We start from the raw sequence: 17558 nt of genomic DNA, 5'->3' as shown, positions 1-17558 counted from the left end.
CTCACGTATTGGCGGTTCTCAACACGCCATGGGGTCGCGTACGGTTAGTACCACTTGCACACTGGTATACGCCCACCAGCTGTACTGGTATGCGCTAGATCACACCGCCACAACAAGCTGGATCGACCGCCGGAGACCCCGGCGGCCGGTGCCGTTCCCCCCTCAACGGTGAGGGCGTGGACGGGCGCCGGTCCGATCACCGAGAGGGAATGAGCCGCCGATGACGACCACCGCCAGCCCTGCCCAGACCGAGGAAGCGCTCAGCGTCGAGAGCTCCACCGCACCGCCCGCCCACCTCGACCTGTCCGATGCCCCGACTGAGCACGCGGGTCTGCTGGCCTGGGTCGCCGAGGTCGCCGCGCTCACCCAGCCCGACCGGATCCACTGGGTCGACGGCAGCGACGCGGAGTACACGCGGCTGACCGACGAGCTGATCGCGGCCGGCACGCTGGTCCGGCTCAACGACAAGTTGAAGCCGAACTCGTTCTGGGCCCGGACCGACCCGTCCGACGTGGCGCGGGTCGAGCAGCGCACGTTCATCTGCTCGGTCGACGAGGCCGACGCCGGTCCGACCAACAACTGGATGGACCCGGCCGAGATGAAGGCCCTGATGACGGACCTCTACCGCGGCTCGATGCGCGGCCGGACGATGTACGTCGTGCCGTTCTGCATGGGTCCGTTGACGGCCGAGAAGCCGATGTTCGGCGTGGAGATCACCGACTCGGCGTACGTCGTCGCCTCGATGCGGATCATGGCCCGCACCGGCGCCGACGTGCTGGCGAAGATGGGCACCGACGCGCCGTACGTGCCGTGCCTGCACTCGGTCGGCGCGCCGCTGGAGCCGGGCCAGAAAGACGTCAGCTGGCCGTGCAACGACGAGAAGTACATCGTGCAGTTCCCGGAGGAGCGCACGATCTGGTCGTACGGCTCCGGGTACGGCGGCAACTCGCTGCTCGGCAAGAAGTGTTACTCGCTGCGGATCGCCTCGGCGATGGCCCGCGACGAGGGCTGGCTGGCCGAGCACATGCTGATCCTCAAGCTGATCTCGCCGGAGAAGAAGGTGCACTACGTCGCGGCCGCGTTCCCGAGCGCCTGCGGCAAGACCAACCTGGCGATGCTCGACCCGACCCTGGAGGGCTGGCAGGTCGAGACGCTCGGCGACGACATCGCCTGGATGCGGTTCGGCGAGGACGGCCGGCTGTACGCGGTGAACCCGGAGTTCGGCCTGTTCGGCGTGGCCCCCGGCACCGGCTGGAAGACGAACCCGAACGCGATGCGCACGATCGAGAAGGGCAACTCGGTCTTCACCAACGTCGCGCTGACCGACGACGGCGACGTGTGGTGGGAGGGGTACTCCGAGACGCCGCCGAACCACCTGACCGACTGGAAGGGCCGCGACTGGACGCCGGACTCCGGCGAGCTGTCGAGCCACCCGAACAGCCGGTTCTGCACCCCGATCAAGCAGTGCCCGATCATCGCCGACGAGTACGACGACCCGAACGGCGTACCGATCTCGGCGATCATCTTCGGCGGCCGGCGCGCGACCACCGTGCCGCTGGTCACCGAGGCCCGGAACTGGCAGCACGGCGTGTTCATGGGCGCGACCCTGTCGTCGGAGACCACCGCGGCCGCGGTCGGCGAGGTCGGCGTGGTCCGGCGCGACCCGATGGCGATGCTGCCGTTCCTCGGCTACAACGCCGGCGACTACCTGAACCACTGGCTGACCGTCGGCCAGCAGCACGACGACGCCTTGCTGCCGAAGATCTTCTACGTGAACTGGTTCCGCAAGGACGACGCCGGCACCTTCGTCTGGCCGGGCTTCTCGGAGAACAGCCGGGTGCTCAAGTGGGTCATCGACCGGATCGAGGGCCAGGCCGCCGCGGACGAGACGCCGATCGGCTACGTGCCGACACCGGACGCGCTCGACGTCGGCGGGCTGAACCTGACGCCGGAGGCGCTGCGGGTCGCGCTCGACGTGGACGCCGAGGAGTGGAAGGCGGAGATTCCGCTGATCGAAGAGTGGTTCGCCAAGCTCGGCGACAAGGTCCCGGCCGAGTTGAAGCTGGAGCTCGACGGTCTGCGGTCGCGCCTCGGCTGATCACCCCGTACGCCGGCCGGCCGCGCGCCGGTCGTCGTACGCCAGGAACGCCGGCGGCTGACCGGAAGCCAGTACGCCGGCCACGTGAAGCGCCTCGCCCCTCACCAGGGTGCGGGGCGCTTCGCTGTTTCCCTCAGCCGCTGATTCCCTCAGCCGTAGATCAGTTCGGTGGGGCGAGGCGGTCGATGGGCAGGCGGAGCGTGTGCTCGTGGCCGGTCACGGCCGTGTACTGGACGAGGCCGATCCAGCCGTCACCGCAGTGCAGGCGGCTGATCAGCCAGGCCGGGCGCCAGCCTCCGTCGACCCAGGCGGTGACGTGCGCCGGCAGGGACAGCTGGAGGATCGAACGGAGGTCGTACGTCTGCGGTCGGATGGCTGAGTCCGTCACCGCCACCACACCCTTTCGTGAGGTCCGAAGAGCTGATCCGAACGCCCGCTCCTCACCGCGACCTCACCCGCCGGGCACCACCCCAGTTACCCACAGCAAACGCACCGCACACCAACAGTCACGTCAAGATCTCGACCCATCCCGCACCTAACCGGTTCAGGCTGCGCGATCGGTGCCGCGCGCGCACGTCGCGGTGGGTTCCGGCGAAGCTGAGCAGCCCCTAGGTTGTGGGGATGAAACTTGGCGTGATGGTCCCGGTCGGCGGGTCGGACGGACCGGACGGGCAGCTGCCGGGATGGGCGGACACCCGCCGGCTGGCCGAGGCCGCGGAGCAGAGCGGGCTGGACTCGGTCTGGCTGGCGGACCACTTCTTCTACCGCGATCCCGCCGGTACGACGTACGGGATGCACGAGGCGTGGACCTTGTTGAGCGCGCTCGCGGTGGTGACGAGTCGGGTGGAGCTCGGCACGATGGTGCTCTGCGCGTCGTTCCGGGATCCGGGGCTGGTGGCGAAGATGGCCGCGACGCTGGACGAGGTGTCGGGCGGGCGGCTGATCCTCGGCGTCGGCGCCGGCTGGCACGATCCGGAGTACGAGGCGAACGGGCTGCCGACGGATCACCGGGTGGGGCGGTTCGAGGAGTGGCTGGAGATCGTGGCGCGGCTGGTGCGCGGCGAGACGGTGAGCATGGAGGGCAAGTACTACACGGTCGTGGACAACGCGCTGGTACCGGCGCCGCAGCGGCGGATTCCGGTGCTGGTGGCGGCGCTGCGGCCGCGGATGCTGGACCTGACCGCGCAGTGGGCGGACGCCTGGAACACGGCGTGGTTCGGCGCGGTGGACGAGAAGGTGCGCGAGCGGCTGGACGACTTCGACGCGGCGCTGGAGCGCAACCAGCGGCCGGCGGGTGAGGTGGCCACGACGGTCGGCGTCACCGTCCGGGACCCCGACCAGCCGGCCATCCCGGACGGCGCCTCGAACGCTCTGGCCGGGACCGTCGAGGAGTTGGCCGAGGCGCTCACGGAGTACGCCGCGCTCGGCGTCGACCACCTGGTGGTTGGGCTGGAGCCGATGACGCCGCGCTCGGTGGAACGCCTCGCCGAGGCCGGTCGCCTCGCGTTCGGCTGACCCCGAGCCGCAGCCCCGCCACACGGGTTCCGCCGGAGTCTGGCGGACCTGCGGGCACATCGTACGCCGGGTCCACGGCCGCGATCGGACGCGGCGGCCGGGCCCGCGCCGGGCACCTGCCCCGGAACGGCAAGAGCCGCCAGCGGGTGCTGGCGGCTCTCGGGTGGTGCGGAGGCGGCGGGATTTGAACCCGCGAGAGGGGATTACCCTCAACCCGCTTAGCAGGCGGGCGCCATCGACCGGACTAGGCGACGCCTCCTCCGACGGTCCCTACGGGACACGACGACGGCCAAGACTATCCGGCCGGACGCCATCGGAGCAAAGCGGGGACCCGGTGGCTTGGGAGTGTCGTCCTCCGCCCCTGTAATCTGGCCGGAATCGACGGGGGTCGAAGCGTCACGTCAACCGAGGAGGCCGTGCCGGCGTCTGAACTACGGAAGTGCTGATCCCCCCGGGGTGCCAGCACGCCATCCGGGTCGTCCACGGCCCGCATCGCCGCCACGTCGTCGATCAGGGAACGGAGCCATGTCGCGGAGCACTCGCGCAGCCGGACGGAGAGCTGCCCCCCGGGGCAACCGGTCGCGCCATCGGGCGTACCGGACCCGTTCGGTCTCGAAGGCGATCGGTCTCACGCTGGTCAGTGCCCTGATTCCCGGCTCCGGATTCGTGATGGGCGGACGGACCAAGCTGGGCGCCTTCGTGATGACCCTGAGCTTCGGACTGCTCGCGCTGGCGGCGTACATCGGGCTGACCAACCGCAACGCGGTGCTCGAGCTGGCGGTGGATCCTCGCCGGCTGCTGATCGCGACCGCCGCCGTGGTGGTGCTCGGTCTGCTCTGGATCTGGGTCGTGGTCGCCTCGCACAAGCTGCTCCGCCCGGTCAGCCTGACCGCGTTGGGCCGGCTGGCCGGTTCGGCGTTCGTCGGGCTGATCTGCTTCGGCATCGCGGTGCCGACCACGGTCGCGGCGCAGACGGTGATGGCGCAGCGGGACCTGGTCGGCAGCGTGTTCGCCTCCGAGGGCAACTCCAAGAGCGCGACCCGGCCGGACGTCGAGGACAAGAAGGACCCGTGGGCGGACCAGCCGCGGCTGAACATCCTGCTGCTCGGCGCGGACGACGGCGCCGGCCGGGAGGGCACCCGGACCGACACCGTGATGGTCGCCAGCATCGACACCAAGAGCGGTGACACCAAGCTGATCTCGCTCAGCCGGAACTGGATGCGGATGCCGTTCCCGGAGGACTCGCCGCTGCACAAGCTCTACCCGGACGGCTTCTACGACCCCGACCTGGGCAACGTCGAGCAGCCCGAGTACTACCTGGACGCGATGTACCGCAACCTGCCGGCCGCACACCCCGGCGTGCTCGGCCCGTCCGACAACGAGGGCGCCGACGTGCTCAAGGTGTCCGCCGGCGCGGCGCTCGGGCTGGACATCGACTACTACATGCAGGTCAACCTCAAGGGCTTCGAGTCGATCGTCGACGCGCTCGGCGGCATCACCGTGAACATCAACTACCGGGTGCCGATCGGCGGCGACTACCGCGGCGCCGGCAGCGCGGACGACGTGCTGCCGAAGGACTACCTGGAGCCCGGCCGGAACCAGAAGCTGAACGGTCACGACGCGCTCTGGTTCGCCCGCGGCCGGTACGGCCTGAGCGACATCTCCCGGCAGGAGCGGCAGCGCTGCACGATCCACGCGCTCGTCAGTTCGGCCAACCCGGGCACCCTGGTGACGAAGTACCAGCAGATCGCCTCGGCGAGCAAGAAGCTGCTGCAGACCGACATCCCGCAGGAGATCCTGCCGGCCTTCATCGAGCTCGGCCTGAAGGTGAAAAACGCCAAGGTCTCGAACATCGACCTGGACAAGAACAAGAACTTCCCCAGCGGCCGGAACCCGAACTACGAGGCGATGCGCGAGATCGTGCAGAAGGCGATCGCGCCGAAGAAGACGGTCGCCTCGACGCCGGCCAGCCCGGTCACGCCCAGGAAGCCGTCCACCGGCAAGTCGACCGCCCCGCCGAAGGCGCCGGCCGGTGGCACCGAGGACCTCAGCGACGCCTGCGCCTACCACCCGGCCAATCCCTGACCGATGCGGCCCACCCGTGGCGAGGACGCGGGTGGACCGGTGACATCCTGGGGCGATGCGTACGACGTACCGGATGCGGGCAGGGCGGTTCCTCGGGATCCTGGCCGTCGGGTTGATCCTGTTCGGGGTGGCGGCGATCGCCTGGGCGGTCGGACTCCCGGACGCGGTGGTGGGGGTGTTCGCCGTGCTCGGTGGACTGGTCGCGCTGGCCGGGCTCTGGGTCCTGGCCCGGCCGCCGGTACTGCTGAAGCTCGGCGAGGACCGGATCGAGGTGCGCGGGCTGAAGACCGAGTGGACCGACGTCACCGAGGTCGGCCGGGTCGCGACCACGCACGGCGAGGCGATCGCGCTGCGGACCAAGCACAAGGACGGCTCGATCCTGATCCCGCTGCGCTGGCTGGCGCCGGGGCGGACCGAGCAGCTCGAGCAGGAGCTGCGGGAGCGGCTGAACACCGCGCACGGGTACACCATCTGGGACGGCACTGCCGGTCCGGCCGACGATCGCGCAGAATGACCGGGGTTTGTTCGGACCTGTCCGGTTCTGATCGAGGGAGTCGCGCGTGCTGTCGTTCGAGATGTCTGCCGAGGAACTGAGCGTCTACCAGGGCACCAATCCGCGGCCGGACGACTTCGACCAGTTCTGGGACAAGGCACTGGCCGAGCTGGCCGGGACCGACGCCGACGCGTCGTTCGTCGACGCGACCGACTTCCCGCTGACCACGGCGACCGCGCAGCACCTGTACTTCAACGGCACCGGCGACTACCGGGTGCACGCCAAGGTGATCCGGCCGCAGGAGCCGGCCGGACCGGCCGTCCTGATGTTCCACGGGTACGGCGGTGAGCAGCCGCGCTGGGTCGACCTGCTGCCGTACGCCGCCCGCGGGTTCACCGTGGCCGCGCTGGACGTGCGGGAACAGGTCGGCTTCCGCACCAGCTCCCAGGAGCCGAACAGCTTCAGCCTGCACAACCACCTGGTGCACGGGCTCGACGGCGGCCCCGACAGCCTGCTGTACAAGCACGTCTTCCTGGACACCCGGCGGCTGGCGGACATCATCCGCGGCCTGCCCGAGGTCGACGGGGCCCGGGTCGCGACCACCGGCTGGAGCCAGGGCGGCGGCCTCAGCCTGGTCTGCGCCGCGCTCACCCCGGAGATCAAGTACGCCGCCAGCGTGTACCCGTTCCTGACCGACTACCAGCGCGCGTGGGAACTCAACCTGGACACGAACCCGTACAACGAGATCACCACCTGGTTCAAGAAGCGCGACCCGCGGCACCTGCGTGAGCAGGAGGTCTTCACCACCCTCGGCTACATCGACCTCCAGCACCTGGCCCCGCGGGTGCAGGCCGAGGTGACGCTGTTCGTCGGACTCGAGGACCAGGTCTGCCCGCCGTCGACGCAGTACGCGGTCTACAACAAGCTCACCGGCGTCAAGGAGCTCCGCACCTACCCGGACCTGGGCCACGACGACCTGCCGGGCGCGCACGACGACATCTACCAGCTGATCGGCGCGAAGCTCTGACCAGCCTCACAGTTCTCGGCACCGCCGCTCCCTACCCGCTTCCGGACCGCCCCTGCTCGGGCTACCTGTTGCAGGGCGGCGGCGCCAAGGTCTGGATGGACGCCGGACCCGGGTCCCTGGCCGAGCTGCTGCGGCACACTTCGCTGGACCAGCTCGACGCGATCTGGGTGTCCCATCTGCACCTCGACCATGTCGGCGACGTGCTGAACGCCTATTACGCGCTGGCCTACGGTCTCCTGCCGCCGCTGGTCCGGCCTTTGCCGGTGTACGCGCCGGCGGGGTTGGGGAAGCGTCTTGCTGGGTTCTTCGAGCAGCCCGACGCAGGGTTCGTCAGCAACGTGCTGGAGCTGCGGGAGCTGCGCGACGGGCTCACTGTGGAGCTGGGCGGGCTGCAGCTGGTCAGCGGCGCTGTGGAGCACGGCTGCGACGCGTACGGGCTGCGGGCTTCCGCCGAGGGCCGGACGCTGGCGTACTCCGGCGACTGCGAGCCCTGTCCGGCACTGGACGAGCTGGCTGCGGGCGTGGACCTGCTGCTGTGCGAGGCCGACTCCGGTGAGGCGAGCGGAGGCCACCACACACCTGAGCAGGCCGGAGCGGTTGCCCGGCGTACCGGCGTACGGCGGCTGGTTGTCACCCACGTCGGCCCGTCGCTCACCCCGGACGCGGCGACTGCCAGAGCTGCTGCGGTCTTCGGTGGACCGACAGCGTGCGCTGAGGTCGGACTAACCATGCCATGGTGACGCCGAGCGCGTCGTACACCCGCGGGGCGTTCCGCAGGTGTACTTCAGCCCTTGGTAGGCCCGCAGTACCCGCCACCACCTGATGCTTGGTGAGTACTGCGCGTCCGCCGTTGGCCGCGCGCTAGTTCGCTTCTTTGCCGGCCCAGTAGTGCCAGGTGGGGGAAGCGACTGGGGACCGGGTCAGACCGTCCGGCCAGGTCGCCGGCAGGTCGTGACTCCGAGCCGCGTACAAGATCACCTCCGAGGCGAATCTGTCACCGCGGACGGCGACCCGGGCGGCCGTTTCCGCCCGCATGTCGGCCAGGTAGTGGATCGCCGGCAGGAACTCGGCGCTGAGCCGCGGACTGAGCCGGCCCACCGGTTCGTCGTCGAGCCGGACCTCCACCACCGTCCGGGGCCGGTCGTGCACGCCGTCGTCCTCGTCGGCGGCGTGCAACGTCGCGTAGGCCCAGCACTCGCCTTCCGGCCGGAAGAACGGCGCCAGCACCTCCGGACGGATCTCGCTGCCCGGCACCACGATCCCGCTGCCGGGCGGCAGGACGTGGAAGCTGCCGGGCGGTGGCAGGTTCACCGGCACCAGCATGTGTGGCTGCCCCAGCGCGACGGCCACGCTGGCGTGGAATTCTTTGGTGTGGTTGCCTTTGCCCTCCCAGTCGGCCGGTTCCCATTCACTGACCCACAGGTGGCACGGGACCTGCGGTTGCAGGCCTTGGGCCACCAGTTCTGACAGCACCGGGTGGTACCGGTGCGCGTCGTCCCTCGGCAGGTAGCCGACCACCTTGCCCTGCACCCGAACGGCGATCGAGCGCGGGTCGAAGCGGTTGTGCGGTTCCGGGACGAGATCCGCGTCGGTGTCCAGGTCTGCTCCTCGCGCTGGGATCGGATCCGGGAACAGGCTGCGAATCGCCTGCTCGTGGGCGGTTTCCCGCACCACTTCCTGTCCGCACCACAGGGCGTCTCCCCACAGACTGAACGGAATCAGTTCCATACGTTGCCCTCCAGTCCCCGTTGACCGGTGACTCGGCTCATCCCGTCCAGGAACCCCTGGCCGTTACACCGAGTGAGCGTATGAGAACTAGACTCCCCAGCCGGAGCCCCTTTCACGCATGCGAAAAGGGACCTGTTGCCCAACGGTGTCCGGCCCGTCCGTAGTGTGGACGCACCGTGTCTTGTGCAGCGAGAGAACCGGTGAAGAACGTGCAGATGCACGGGAAGGAACGCCATGCAGGGCAGTGAAACAGTGGCTCGACCGACCGTCGGCGCGGCTGAGGTCGAGGCCGCCGTCCGGCGACTGGACGGGGTCGCGCTCCGGACTCCGCTGCAACGCAACCCGCGACTCTCCGCACGCACCGGCGCCGAGGTGTGGCTGAAACGCGAGGACCTGCAGATCGGCCGGTCGTACAAGCTGCGCGGTGCCTACAACCTGATCGCCCAGCTCGACGAGGCCGCCAAGCGGGCCGGCGTGGTCTGCGCCTCGGCCGGCAACCACGGGCAGGGCCTCGCCTACTCCTGCCACACGCTCGGCGTCTCCGGCCGCGTCTACGTACCGCGGACGACGCCCCGGCAGAAGCGGGACCGGATTGCCGCGCTCGGCGGCGCGCAGATCGAGGTGATCGTCACCGGCGACACGTACGACGACGCCGCGGCCGCCGCACTCGCCGAAGCCGCCGCGACCGGAGCGACGCTGGTGCCGGCGTTCGACGACCCGCGCACTGTCGCAGGGCAAGGGACGGTCGCGGTCGAGCTCGTCGAGCAGCTCGGCCGTACGCCGGACGTCCTGGTCGTCCCGGTCGGCGGCGGCGGACTCGTCGCGGGCGTCGCGGCGTACCTGGCCGAGCGGCATCCCGGCGTGCGGATCGTGGGCGTGGAGCCGGCCGGCGCCGCGAGCATGGCGGCCGCGCTGGCCGCGGGCGAGCCGGTGACCTTGCCGCAGCTGGACAGCTTCGTCGACGGCGCGGCGGTCCGGCGGGTCGGCGACGTCACGTTGCCGCTGGTTTCGGCGGCCGGGGTCGAGATGATCTCGGTGCCGGAAGGGCTGGTCTGCTCGGAGATGCTGGAGCTGTACCAGACCGACGGCCTGATCGCGGAGCCCGCCGGTGCGCTGTCAGCGGCGGCGCTGGGGCACGGCGTCGAACTGAAGCCCGGCGAGACGGTCGTCTGCTTGCTGTCCGGCGGGAACAACGACGTCAGCCGGTACGGCGAGATCCTCGAGCGGTCGCTCGTGCACGAAGGGCTGAAGCACTACTTCCTGGTGACGTTCCCGCAGGAGCCGGGCGCTCTGCGGCAGTTCCTCGACGGGGTGCTCGGGCCGGACGACGACATCACCCTGTTCGAGTACGTCAAGCGCAACAACCGGGAGACCGGCGTCGCGCTGGTCGGCATCGAGATCGGCCGGCCGGGTGACCTGGCCGGCCTGCTGGACCGGATGGACGCGGCGCCACTGGACATCGAACGGATCCGCCCGGACTCCGCGGAGTTCCGGTACCTCATCTGAGTTCGATGAGAATGCTCTCATGTCGGGCTCATCCAGGTCTTCGGGAGGGGGCGCAGACTGTGAGCATGCGATCGCCCCGTCTCGTCTACCTCGCCGTTGTCCTGGTGCTGGCCGTTGGCGGGTTCGCGCTGACGCGCTACCTCGCGGACCGGTCGTCGCCGGGCCTCGGCGAGACGGTCGTGGTGCCCGCGGGGTCCGGGGTCTCGGTGCCGCCGCGCTCTCCCGGTACGCCGCCGGCCACAGCGCCGACCACAGCACCGCCGACCACCGCGCCGACCACGCCGGGCGCCGATCCGGTCGCGCCCGGCAGTCCGCGGACGGCCGGTGAGAACGACGACCGGGACGACGACGGAATCGACGACGATCTGGACGATGCCGTGCAGGGCGATGACTGACGCGCGGTGCGGGTGGTCGGGCTGAGGCGCCGCGGGGGCGGTGCTCCGGGCGGTGCCGGGCTTCCGAGCGGAGCCGGCCCGCGAGGTGGGGTCGGTGGTCGGGGTGGGGTCAGTGCGCGGGTACGCATCATCGGGTGGATGCTCGGCGTACTCGCGCTGGCCGTCACCGCGGTGGTCTTCCTCACCTGGCAGGTGCTGTCCGCGCGCTCCGACGCCGCGGCGGATGCCGAGCTCACGCACGAGGCAACCAAGTTCCGCGCGTACGCCGGCTCGCCGACCGCCGCGTCCCTCACCACTCCCGAGGACCTGCTCGATCGCTGGCTGCAGAGCAACCTGCCCGACACCTCGGAGGCGTTCTTCACGATCGTCGACGGCCGCGCCTACCACCGCAGCCAGGGCACGCCGCCCGCACGCCTCGACACCGACACCGCCTTCGTCCAGCGGATCGGGTCGGCCACCACCCCGCAGTACGGGTGGGTCGACAGCACCGCCGGCAAGGTCCGGTACGCCGTGATCCCGGTGCGGGTGGGGACGGAGCCGGTGCGGGCGCAGCTTGTCCTGCTGGAGTTCCGCGACCTCTTGGCGCAACCGCTGGAGGACGCGGCGAAGGCGCTGGCGTTGATCGGCCTGGTCACGCTGGCGATGGCGGCCGGCGCCTGCTGGATCGTCACCGGACGAGTGCTGGCGCCGATCCGGCAGGTGCGCGCGACCGCGGAGCAGATCGGCGCCTCCGACCTGCGCCGCCGAATCGATGTCGTCGGCAACGATGACGTCGCGCAGCTGGCCCGCACGTTCAACACGATGCTGGACCGGCTGGAGTTCGCGTTCACCGCGCAGCGCGAGTTCGTCGACAACGCCGGGCACGAGCTGCGGACGCCGATCACGGTGATCCGCGGGCATCTCGAACTCATGAGCGACGATCCGCGCGACCGCGAGCAGACCCGCGCGCTCATCCTCGACGAGCTCGCCCGGATGAACCGCATGGTCGACGACCTGCTGGTGCTGGCCAAGTCCGGCCGCCCGGACTTCCTCGAGCTGGAGCAGGTCAACCTGACCGAGCTGGTGGTGGAGGCCGTCGCCAAGGCTCGCCCGCTGGCCGACCGCACCTGGCGCGTCGACGAATCGGCTGACGCCAGCATGCTCGCCGACGGTCAACGGCTGACGCAGGCCCTGATGCAACTGGTCTCGAACGCCGTCCGCCACACCCGACCCGGCGACCGCATCTCGGTCGGTTCCCGGGTGATTCCCGCTGATCCGGACGGTCCGGCGCGGGTGCTGTTGTGGGTCGAGGACTCGGGCGCCGGGGTCTGCGTCGCCGACCGGGAACGGATCTTCGACAGATTTGCCCGAGGCAACGATCAGGGGCGGACCGACGGGGCGGGGCTCGGGCTGGCGATCGTCCGGTCCATCGCCCGGGCGCACGGTGGCGACGCCCGGCTGGCGGACGGCGGCGGGCCTGGTGCGCGGTTCGAGCTGGAGTTGCCGTTCGGGCCGGCGGTGGAGCAGTCGGTGGACGAAGAGCTCGGCGAGATCGTGGAGAGCGAGGAGGTGCGATGAACCGGATTCTGATCGCCGAGGACGAGCAGCGGATCGCGTCGTTCGTCGAGCGGGGACTGCGCAGCAACGGTTTCGTCACCACGGTCGTGGCGGACGGCGAAACGGCGTACCAGGAAGGGGTGAGTGGCGGCTACGACCTGCTGCTGCTCGACCTCGGCCTGCCGCGGGTGGACGGGTTCACCGTGCTGCGGCGGCTGCGGGAGGCGCGGGTGACGATGCCGGTGGTGATCTTGACCGCACGGGACGGGGTGCGCGACACGGTCGCCGGGCTGGAAGGTGGGGCCGACGACTACATCGCCAAGCCGTTCGCCTTCGAGGAACTGCTGGCGCGGGTCCGGCTCCGGTTGCGCAGCGACGGCTCCGGCACGGCCGACGCGAACATCCTGCAGGTCGGCGACCTCAGCCTTGACCTGCGCACCCGCCGCGCCTCCGTCGACGGCCGCACGGTCGACCTCACCGCCCGGGAGTTCCTGCTCGCCGAGGTCTTCTGCCGGCACCCCGACCAGGTGCTGTCCCGCGAACAACTGCTGTCCCAGGTCTGGGGCTTCGACTTCGATCCCGGCTCGAACGTGGTCGACGTCTACATTCGCTACCTGCGCCGCAAGCTGGGGCCCGACCGCATCCAGACCATCCGAGGCATGGGCTACCGCCTCCGCCCCGGCTGACCACCTCCGCCGCCATCCGCCGCTGTTTGACCGGCCCGCCCCGCCTGACCACCTCCCCCGACATCCCGCCCGCTGTCTCACCGGCCCGCTCCGGCTGCCATCCGCCCGGCTGTCTCACCGGCCCGCTCCGGCTGCCATCCGCCCGCTGTCTCACCGACCCGCCCCGGCTGACCCCCTCCGCCGCTGTCTCACCGAACCGCCCGGAGCCAACGATCCGCCCGCAGACGACCGCTCCCGCCCGGAGCAGTTGGTCCGGGCGGGAGCGGCGTGGAAGTCCGCGCGAGAGCGGATGGCCCGCGCAACGGCTTGTGTGATTACTGCTGTGACGAGTGCCGGGGAGTACGACCGTCGCCGTCGGGATCGACGACGGGATCGGCGTCGACCGGACGGTCGTTCGCAGCGTGCTGCGCTCGCCCGTCATCCATCAGCCGACCGTCCGCATCGCGGTCGCCGACCTGACCGCCGGCGTCGCGGTCGCCGACCTGACCCGCATCACGGTTGCCCAGTTCTTCACGCGCTCCGGGAGCACTCAGCTGATCCTCGGTAGCGCCACGCATCGGCGCACCGGGGGAACCAGCCGTACCTGCGGCCTCAGGCGAACCCCTGCGAAGCCCGTCATCGCCCTGCACGTCCCGGCGGTGCCGGTCCGCCCCCTCGGCGTGCTCTGCATCGGTCCCCCAGCTCGCCGCGTGCGGCGACCGGTCGGCGCTGTCGTCGTCATCCCGCCGCTGAGCCTCCGGGTGGAGTTCCTGAGCCTTCGTCAGGTGTTCCGAGGACTCGGAGCTCGCCTGCTCGGCTGCTTCCCGCCGCTCAGTGGCCCCCGCGGCCAGGCGGCGAGCCTCCGCAGCCTTCTCGTCGGCGATGGCCTGGGCCTTGCGCGACCGGGCCTCGACCTCATCGGCCGCGGCATGCTGACGCTCGGCGTGCACTGCGGAAAGGCGGGCCTTCTGCTCGTGCTCGACTGCTGCCTGCCGGTCATGCTCGATGCGCCGCTGCTTGGCCTTCTTCGCGGCAGCGGCGATCAATGCCAGCAGGATCAGCACGACCACGGCGGCCACGACGATCCACAGGACGGTGTTTCCGTCCATCACTCCTCCTAGGCTCGATGTCCGCGCAACCCGGTACCCGAGCCGTTCCGCCGGCTAACGTTGCCGGGGGCCTGGACGACTGCCCCAGGCCCCCGGAAGCCGCTCACCGCCGGCCTTCGATCAGCCGGCGCGCGACCTACGAAGCCTCAGGGGCGAACAGCAAACCGGTAGTTGCCCGAGCCGACCGTCAGTGCGACCGTCGTGCCCTCGTCGACCACCCCGCTGACGCCTACCGCGCGGCTCAACGCCCGCCCGCTCTCGGTGATCTGGCGAGCCTCGGCCGCCGGCAGCCGCACGGTCGCCGTCGTGTTCGCCGGCACCTCGACCTCCAGCGTGAACCGCCCGTCCGCCAGCCGCCGCCACTGGCTACCGACCTCGCCGTACGGCGTCCGGTGGCGCAGCTGGGCGGTGTCGATCCCGTCGCCCGGGGTCGGTGCGATCAGCGCCTTGCGGTACCCGGGCTCGGCCGCGGACAGCCCGGCCAGCGTCCGGTACATCCACTCCCCGACCGCGCCGTACGCGTAGTGGTTGAACGAGTTCATCCCGACGTCGTTGAAGGTGCCGTCGGGGTTGATCGAGTTCCACCGCTCCCAGATCGTGGTCGCACCCTTGCCGATCTCGTAGCCCCAGGACGGGTACGAGGTGTTCTGCAGCAGCCGGTACGCCAGGTCCGTGCGGCCGATCTTCGTCAGCACCGGCAGCAGCCCGTCCACGCCGAGGAACCCGGTGGACAAGTGCGTGTCCCGGCGCAGGATCGTCGCGGCGAAGTGCTCACCCGCGGCCGCGATCCGGTCGGCCGGCACGAGGTCGCTCGTGAAGGCGAGGATGTAGCCGGTCTGGCTGTCCGACCCCACCTTGCCGTCCGCCGCCACGAACCGTGCCGCGAACGCCGCCCGCACGTCCTCGTACACCCGCTGGTACTTCGCCGCGTCCGCGGTGTGACCGATCGCGGCCGCCATCTGGCTCAGCTGGCGCGCGCCTTTCGCGACGAACGACGTCCCGATCAGCTCACCCGGCGTCGGGTCGTCCAGGTTCAGCCAGTCGCCGTAGTCGCCGCCGCCCCTGATCAGCCCGTTCGAGCTGGCGACGAGGTAGTCGACGTACCGGGTCATCGAGGCGTAGTGCTGCCGGATCACCGAGGTGTCGCCGTACGCCTGCCACAGCGTCCACGGCACGTTCACCCCGGCGTCGGCCCAGCCGGCGTTGCCCATGCCGCCGTCGAAGGAGTTCGGCACGGTCGGCGCGACGCTCGCGTACGCGCCGTCCGCGCGCTGGGTGTCGCGCAGGTCCTGCAGCCACTTGGTCAGGAAGGCCTGCGAATCCAGGTTGTAGACCGCGGTCCGGGCGAACACGTTGATGTCGCCGGTCCAGCCCATCCGCTCGTCCCGGGCCGGGGTGTCGGTCGGGATGGAGAGGAAGTTGCCACGCTGGCCCCAGACGATGTTGCTGTGCAGCTGGTTCACCAGCGGTGAATTGGTCCGGAACTCGTTCACCTGCTCGGCGTCGGTGCCGAGGACCACACCGACGATCGCGCTGGCCGGCGGCGCCGTGGGCAGCCCACTGACCTCGACGTACCGGAAGCCGTGGAAGGTGAACCGGGGTTGGTAGGTCTCCGGTCGGCTGGTGGCGAAGGTGTAGTGGTCGGTCGCCTTCGCCGAGCGCAGGTTGTCGGTGTAGAGCGTGCCGTCGGGATTGAGCACCTCGCCGTACCGGATCTTCACCGTCTGGCCGGGCCTCCCGTGCAGGGTCAGCCGGGCGATGCCGACCATGTTCTGGCCGAGGTCGTAGAGGTACGCCCCGGGCGTCGGCGACGGGATGGCGCGTGCCTTCAGCTCCTGCGTCACCCGGACCGGCTGGTCCGTCTGCGGCACGATCTTCGCGGTGGCACTCGGCCGGACCTGCGCCGGCACCCACTCCGACGCGGTCCGCCGCGCGTCGTAGCTCTCCCCGTTGAGCAGATCGGCCACCCGTACGGCGCCGGGCGCGGTCTGCCAGCTCGAGTCGGTGGCGAACACGTCCGCCGTGCCGTCGGTGTAGGTGACCCGGAGCTGGGCGATGAACGCGGTGTCGGTGCCGTACTTGTTCGGGCCGAACATCGCCAGGTTGCCGGTGAACCAGCCCGGCGCGACTTCCGCCCCGAGCGTGTTGGCACCGCTCTTCAGCAACTTCGTGACGTCGTACGTCTGCGACTGGATCCGCCGTGCGTAGTCCGTCCAGCCGGGTGCCAGCTGGTGGTCGCCCGCCTTGCGGCCGTTCACGGTCAGCTCGTAGATGCCCTGGGCGGCGGCGTCGATCCGCGCCGAGGCGACCTTTTTTGCTTTCGGCAACGAGATCGCCTTGCGGAACACCGGGATCGGCTTGCCGGGCAGCCACAGGTCGGTGGTGCCCTTCACCTGCAGGCCGCCCTCGGCCCTGACGGTCCCGTCCGGGAAGGTCTGGTCGCCGGCCGGGAAGGCGGTGTCGACCAGCACCTCGCCGGCAACGTTGGTGACCTTGAGGCTGTGCACGACGCCGTGCTCCGCGCCGTCGGTGCGGAAACCGACCACACCCGGCGCGTTGTGGTCGGAGCGTTCGCGGCTGTCGACCTGGACGCCGTCGAGCCAGGTGGTGATGGTCCGCCCGGCGACCGTGATGCGGAGGTGGTGCCGCTGCTTCAGGTCCGTCCCCGCGGCGAGCGGGATCTCACCGAGCAGCACGTACCCGCCTCCGGGTTGGCGGACGTGCGGCCGGAGCAAGGGTTTGTCCGGGGTGAGCTGGTTGAGCTGCCACATGTACCCGACTCCACCGCGGCCGCGGAAGAAGACGCCGAGGGCGTCCTTCACCAGCGTCACGTCCGCGTCGATGGTGGTGTCGGTCCACTCGGGTCCGGGCTGGTTGTCGGCGCCGATCCAGTCGCCCTGCCAATCGCCCGGCCGCAGGGGACCGGTCTCGAAGGTCGCGACCGGCGACCACGCGGACGCCTTGCCGGCGTCGTCCCAGACCCGGACGGTCCAGTGGTACGCCGTACCGGTGGTCAGTGCGGGGCCGCCGTACGGGACCTCGATGGAGTCCGTCGAGCGGACGACGCCGCTGTCCCAGATGTCCGGCCGGGCAGTCTTGGCCGGTGTGGATGCGACGCGGATCTGGTAGCGGCTCTGGGTGATGCCGCGGCGGTCGCCGTCGAGCTGCCAGCTGAGGCGCGGTGGCGTCCCGGGGACGCCGAGCGGGTTGGTCAGGTTGTTGGTCTTCAGGTTGCGGACTTGCAGCGTTTCCCGGGTCGCGGGTGGCGAACCGGTGGCGGGGACCAACGGGGTCAGCAGCAGGACGGCGGCCAGCAGGCAGCCGAAACGGGTACGGAACGACATCGGGCGGACTCCTCACGAGACGGGGCGATCTGCAGGGGAGGAACGTGGCGTGCGCGG

General features: G+C 70.5%; 14 protein-coding genes and 1 tRNA gene. 10 read left to right on the top strand and 5 right to left on the bottom strand.

Features of this window, described 5'->3' with window-relative positions; all coding sequences use genetic code 11:
- Nucleotides 1-220 precede the first annotated feature (220 nt).
- Nucleotides 221-2098, top strand: a complete 1878-nt coding sequence (locus tag KFLA_RS01375) for a phosphoenolpyruvate carboxykinase (GTP) (RefSeq protein WP_012917960.1) — start codon at nt 221-223, stop codon at nt 2096-2098.
- A 160-nt stretch (nt 2099-2258) separates the two neighbouring features.
- Here KFLA_RS01375 and KFLA_RS01370 read toward each other — a convergent pair whose 3' ends face one another.
- The gene (locus KFLA_RS01370; protein ID WP_148256524.1) at nt 2259-2486 is read right to left on the bottom strand and encodes a hypothetical protein; all 228 of its coding nucleotides are present in this window, start codon (nt 2484-2486) and stop codon (nt 2259-2261) included.
- A 233-nt stretch (nt 2487-2719) separates the two neighbouring features.
- On the opposite strand from KFLA_RS01370, the gene KFLA_RS01365 reads away from it, so the two are divergent.
- On the top strand, nt 2720-3613 hold the full coding sequence (locus tag KFLA_RS01365; protein WP_012917958.1) for an LLM class flavin-dependent oxidoreductase: 894 nt from the start codon (nt 2720-2722) through the stop codon (nt 3611-3613).
- A 169-nt stretch (nt 3614-3782) separates the two neighbouring features.
- On the opposite strand, the gene KFLA_RS01360 is transcribed toward KFLA_RS01365, so the two are convergent.
- Nucleotides 3783-3872 (bottom strand) — tRNA-Ser (locus KFLA_RS01360).
- Between the two features lie 410 nt (nt 3873-4282).
- Here KFLA_RS01360 and KFLA_RS01355 point away from each other — a divergent pair.
- Genes KFLA_RS01355 through KFLA_RS01340 form a run of 4 tightly spaced genes read left to right on the top strand, consistent with a single transcriptional unit; the run spans nt 4283 to nt 7958 of the window.
- On the top strand, nt 4283-5698 hold the full coding sequence (locus KFLA_RS01355; protein ID WP_237706683.1) for an LCP family protein: 1416 nt from the start codon (nt 4283-4285) through the stop codon (nt 5696-5698).
- A gap of 55 nt (nt 5699-5753) precedes the next feature.
- Nucleotides 5754-6212, top strand: a complete 459-nt coding sequence (locus tag KFLA_RS01350) for a hypothetical protein (protein ID WP_012917956.1) — start codon at nt 5754-5756, stop codon at nt 6210-6212.
- A gap of 46 nt (nt 6213-6258) precedes the next feature.
- Nucleotides 6259-7218 carry an acetylxylan esterase gene (locus KFLA_RS01345; RefSeq protein WP_012917955.1) on the top strand — a complete coding sequence of 320 codons (960 nt, stop codon included), beginning with the start codon at nt 6259-6261 and terminating at the stop codon, nt 7216-7218.
- The gene (locus KFLA_RS01340) at nt 7215-7958 is read left to right on the top strand and encodes an MBL fold metallo-hydrolase (protein ID WP_012917954.1); all 744 of its coding nucleotides are present in this window, start codon (nt 7215-7217) and stop codon (nt 7956-7958) included. Before KFLA_RS01345 ends, KFLA_RS01340 begins: the two co-directional genes overlap by 4 nt.
- Before the next feature lie 121 nt (nt 7959-8079).
- On the opposite strand, the gene KFLA_RS01335 is transcribed toward KFLA_RS01340, so the two are convergent.
- Nucleotides 8080-8946: an HIRAN domain-containing protein gene (locus tag KFLA_RS01335; protein ID WP_012917953.1), complete on the bottom strand. Its 867-nt coding sequence runs from the start codon at nt 8944-8946 to the stop codon at nt 8080-8082.
- A 234-nt stretch (nt 8947-9180) separates the two neighbouring features.
- On the opposite strand from KFLA_RS01335, the gene ilvA reads away from it, so the two are divergent.
- From ilvA to KFLA_RS01315, 4 genes are all read left to right on the top strand, one after another.
- The gene (ilvA, locus tag KFLA_RS01330) at nt 9181-10452 is read left to right on the top strand and encodes a threonine ammonia-lyase IlvA (RefSeq protein WP_012917952.1); all 1272 of its coding nucleotides are present in this window, start codon (nt 9181-9183) and stop codon (nt 10450-10452) included.
- Between the two features lie 65 nt (nt 10453-10517).
- Nucleotides 10518-10847 carry a hypothetical protein gene (locus KFLA_RS01325; protein ID WP_012917951.1) on the top strand — a complete coding sequence of 110 codons (330 nt, stop codon included), beginning with the start codon at nt 10518-10520 and terminating at the stop codon, nt 10845-10847.
- 138 nt (nt 10848-10985) lie between these two features.
- A complete protein-coding gene (locus tag KFLA_RS01320; protein ID WP_012917950.1) occupies nt 10986-12404 on the top strand; it encodes a sensor histidine kinase in 1419 nt (472 codons plus the stop codon).
- Complete coding sequence (locus KFLA_RS01315; protein WP_012917949.1) at nt 12401-13069, top strand: response regulator transcription factor; 669 nt, start codon at nt 12401-12403, stop codon at nt 13067-13069. Before KFLA_RS01320 ends, KFLA_RS01315 begins: the two co-directional genes overlap by 4 nt.
- Before the next feature lie 314 nt (nt 13070-13383).
- Here the strand turns inward: KFLA_RS01315 and KFLA_RS35240 are convergent, their stop codons facing one another.
- On the bottom strand, nt 13384-14157 hold the full coding sequence (locus tag KFLA_RS35240; protein ID WP_012917948.1) for a hypothetical protein: 774 nt from the start codon (nt 14155-14157) through the stop codon (nt 13384-13386).
- A gap of 146 nt (nt 14158-14303) precedes the next feature.
- On the bottom strand, nt 14304-17501 hold the full coding sequence (locus KFLA_RS01305) for a family 78 glycoside hydrolase catalytic domain (RefSeq protein ID WP_012917947.1): 3198 nt from the start codon (nt 17499-17501) through the stop codon (nt 14304-14306).
- Between the last annotated feature and the right edge of the window lie 57 nt (nt 17502-17558).

Source organism: Kribbella flavida DSM 17836 (assembly GCF_000024345.1).
In the GTDB taxonomy this organism is placed as follows: domain Bacteria; phylum Actinomycetota; class Actinomycetes; order Propionibacteriales; family Kribbellaceae; genus Kribbella; species Kribbella flavida.
Note: the sequence above shows the minus strand (reverse complement) of the source record. Positions and strands in the feature narration are given on the sequence as shown.

What these genes read in the sequence shown, in the direction of transcription:
- KFLA_RS01355 (WP_237706683.1), top strand. Translation starts at nt 4,283, where the DNA reads ATGGGCGGACGGACCAAGCTGGGCGCCTTCGTGATGACCCTGAGCTTC.
- KFLA_RS01315 (WP_012917949.1), top strand. Translation starts at nt 12,401, where the DNA reads ATGAACCGGATTCTGATCGCCGAGGACGAGCAGCGGATCGCGTCGTTC.
- KFLA_RS01350 (WP_012917956.1), top strand. Translation starts at nt 5,754, where the DNA reads ATGCGTACGACGTACCGGATGCGGGCAGGGCGGTTCCTCGGGATCCTG.
- KFLA_RS01320 (WP_012917950.1), top strand. Translation starts at nt 10,986, where the DNA reads ATGCTCGGCGTACTCGCGCTGGCCGTCACCGCGGTGGTCTTCCTCACC.
- KFLA_RS35240 (WP_012917948.1), bottom strand. Translation starts at nt 14,157, where the DNA reads ATGGACGGAAACACCGTCCTGTGGATCGTCGTGGCCGCCGTGGTCGTG.
- KFLA_RS01325 (WP_012917951.1), top strand. Translation starts at nt 10,518, where the DNA reads ATGCGATCGCCCCGTCTCGTCTACCTCGCCGTTGTCCTGGTGCTGGCC.
- KFLA_RS01335 (WP_012917953.1), bottom strand. Translation starts at nt 8,946, where the DNA reads ATGGAACTGATTCCGTTCAGTCTGTGGGGAGACGCCCTGTGGTGCGGA.
- KFLA_RS01365 (WP_012917958.1), top strand. Translation starts at nt 2,720, where the DNA reads ATGAAACTTGGCGTGATGGTCCCGGTCGGCGGGTCGGACGGACCGGAC.
- KFLA_RS01305 (WP_012917947.1), bottom strand. Translation starts at nt 17,501, where the DNA reads ATGTCGTTCCGTACCCGTTTCGGCTGCCTGCTGGCCGCCGTCCTGCTG.
- ilvA (WP_012917952.1), top strand. Translation starts at nt 9,181, where the DNA reads ATGCAGGGCAGTGAAACAGTGGCTCGACCGACCGTCGGCGCGGCTGAG.
- KFLA_RS01375 (WP_012917960.1), top strand. Translation starts at nt 221, where the DNA reads ATGACGACCACCGCCAGCCCTGCCCAGACCGAGGAAGCGCTCAGCGTC.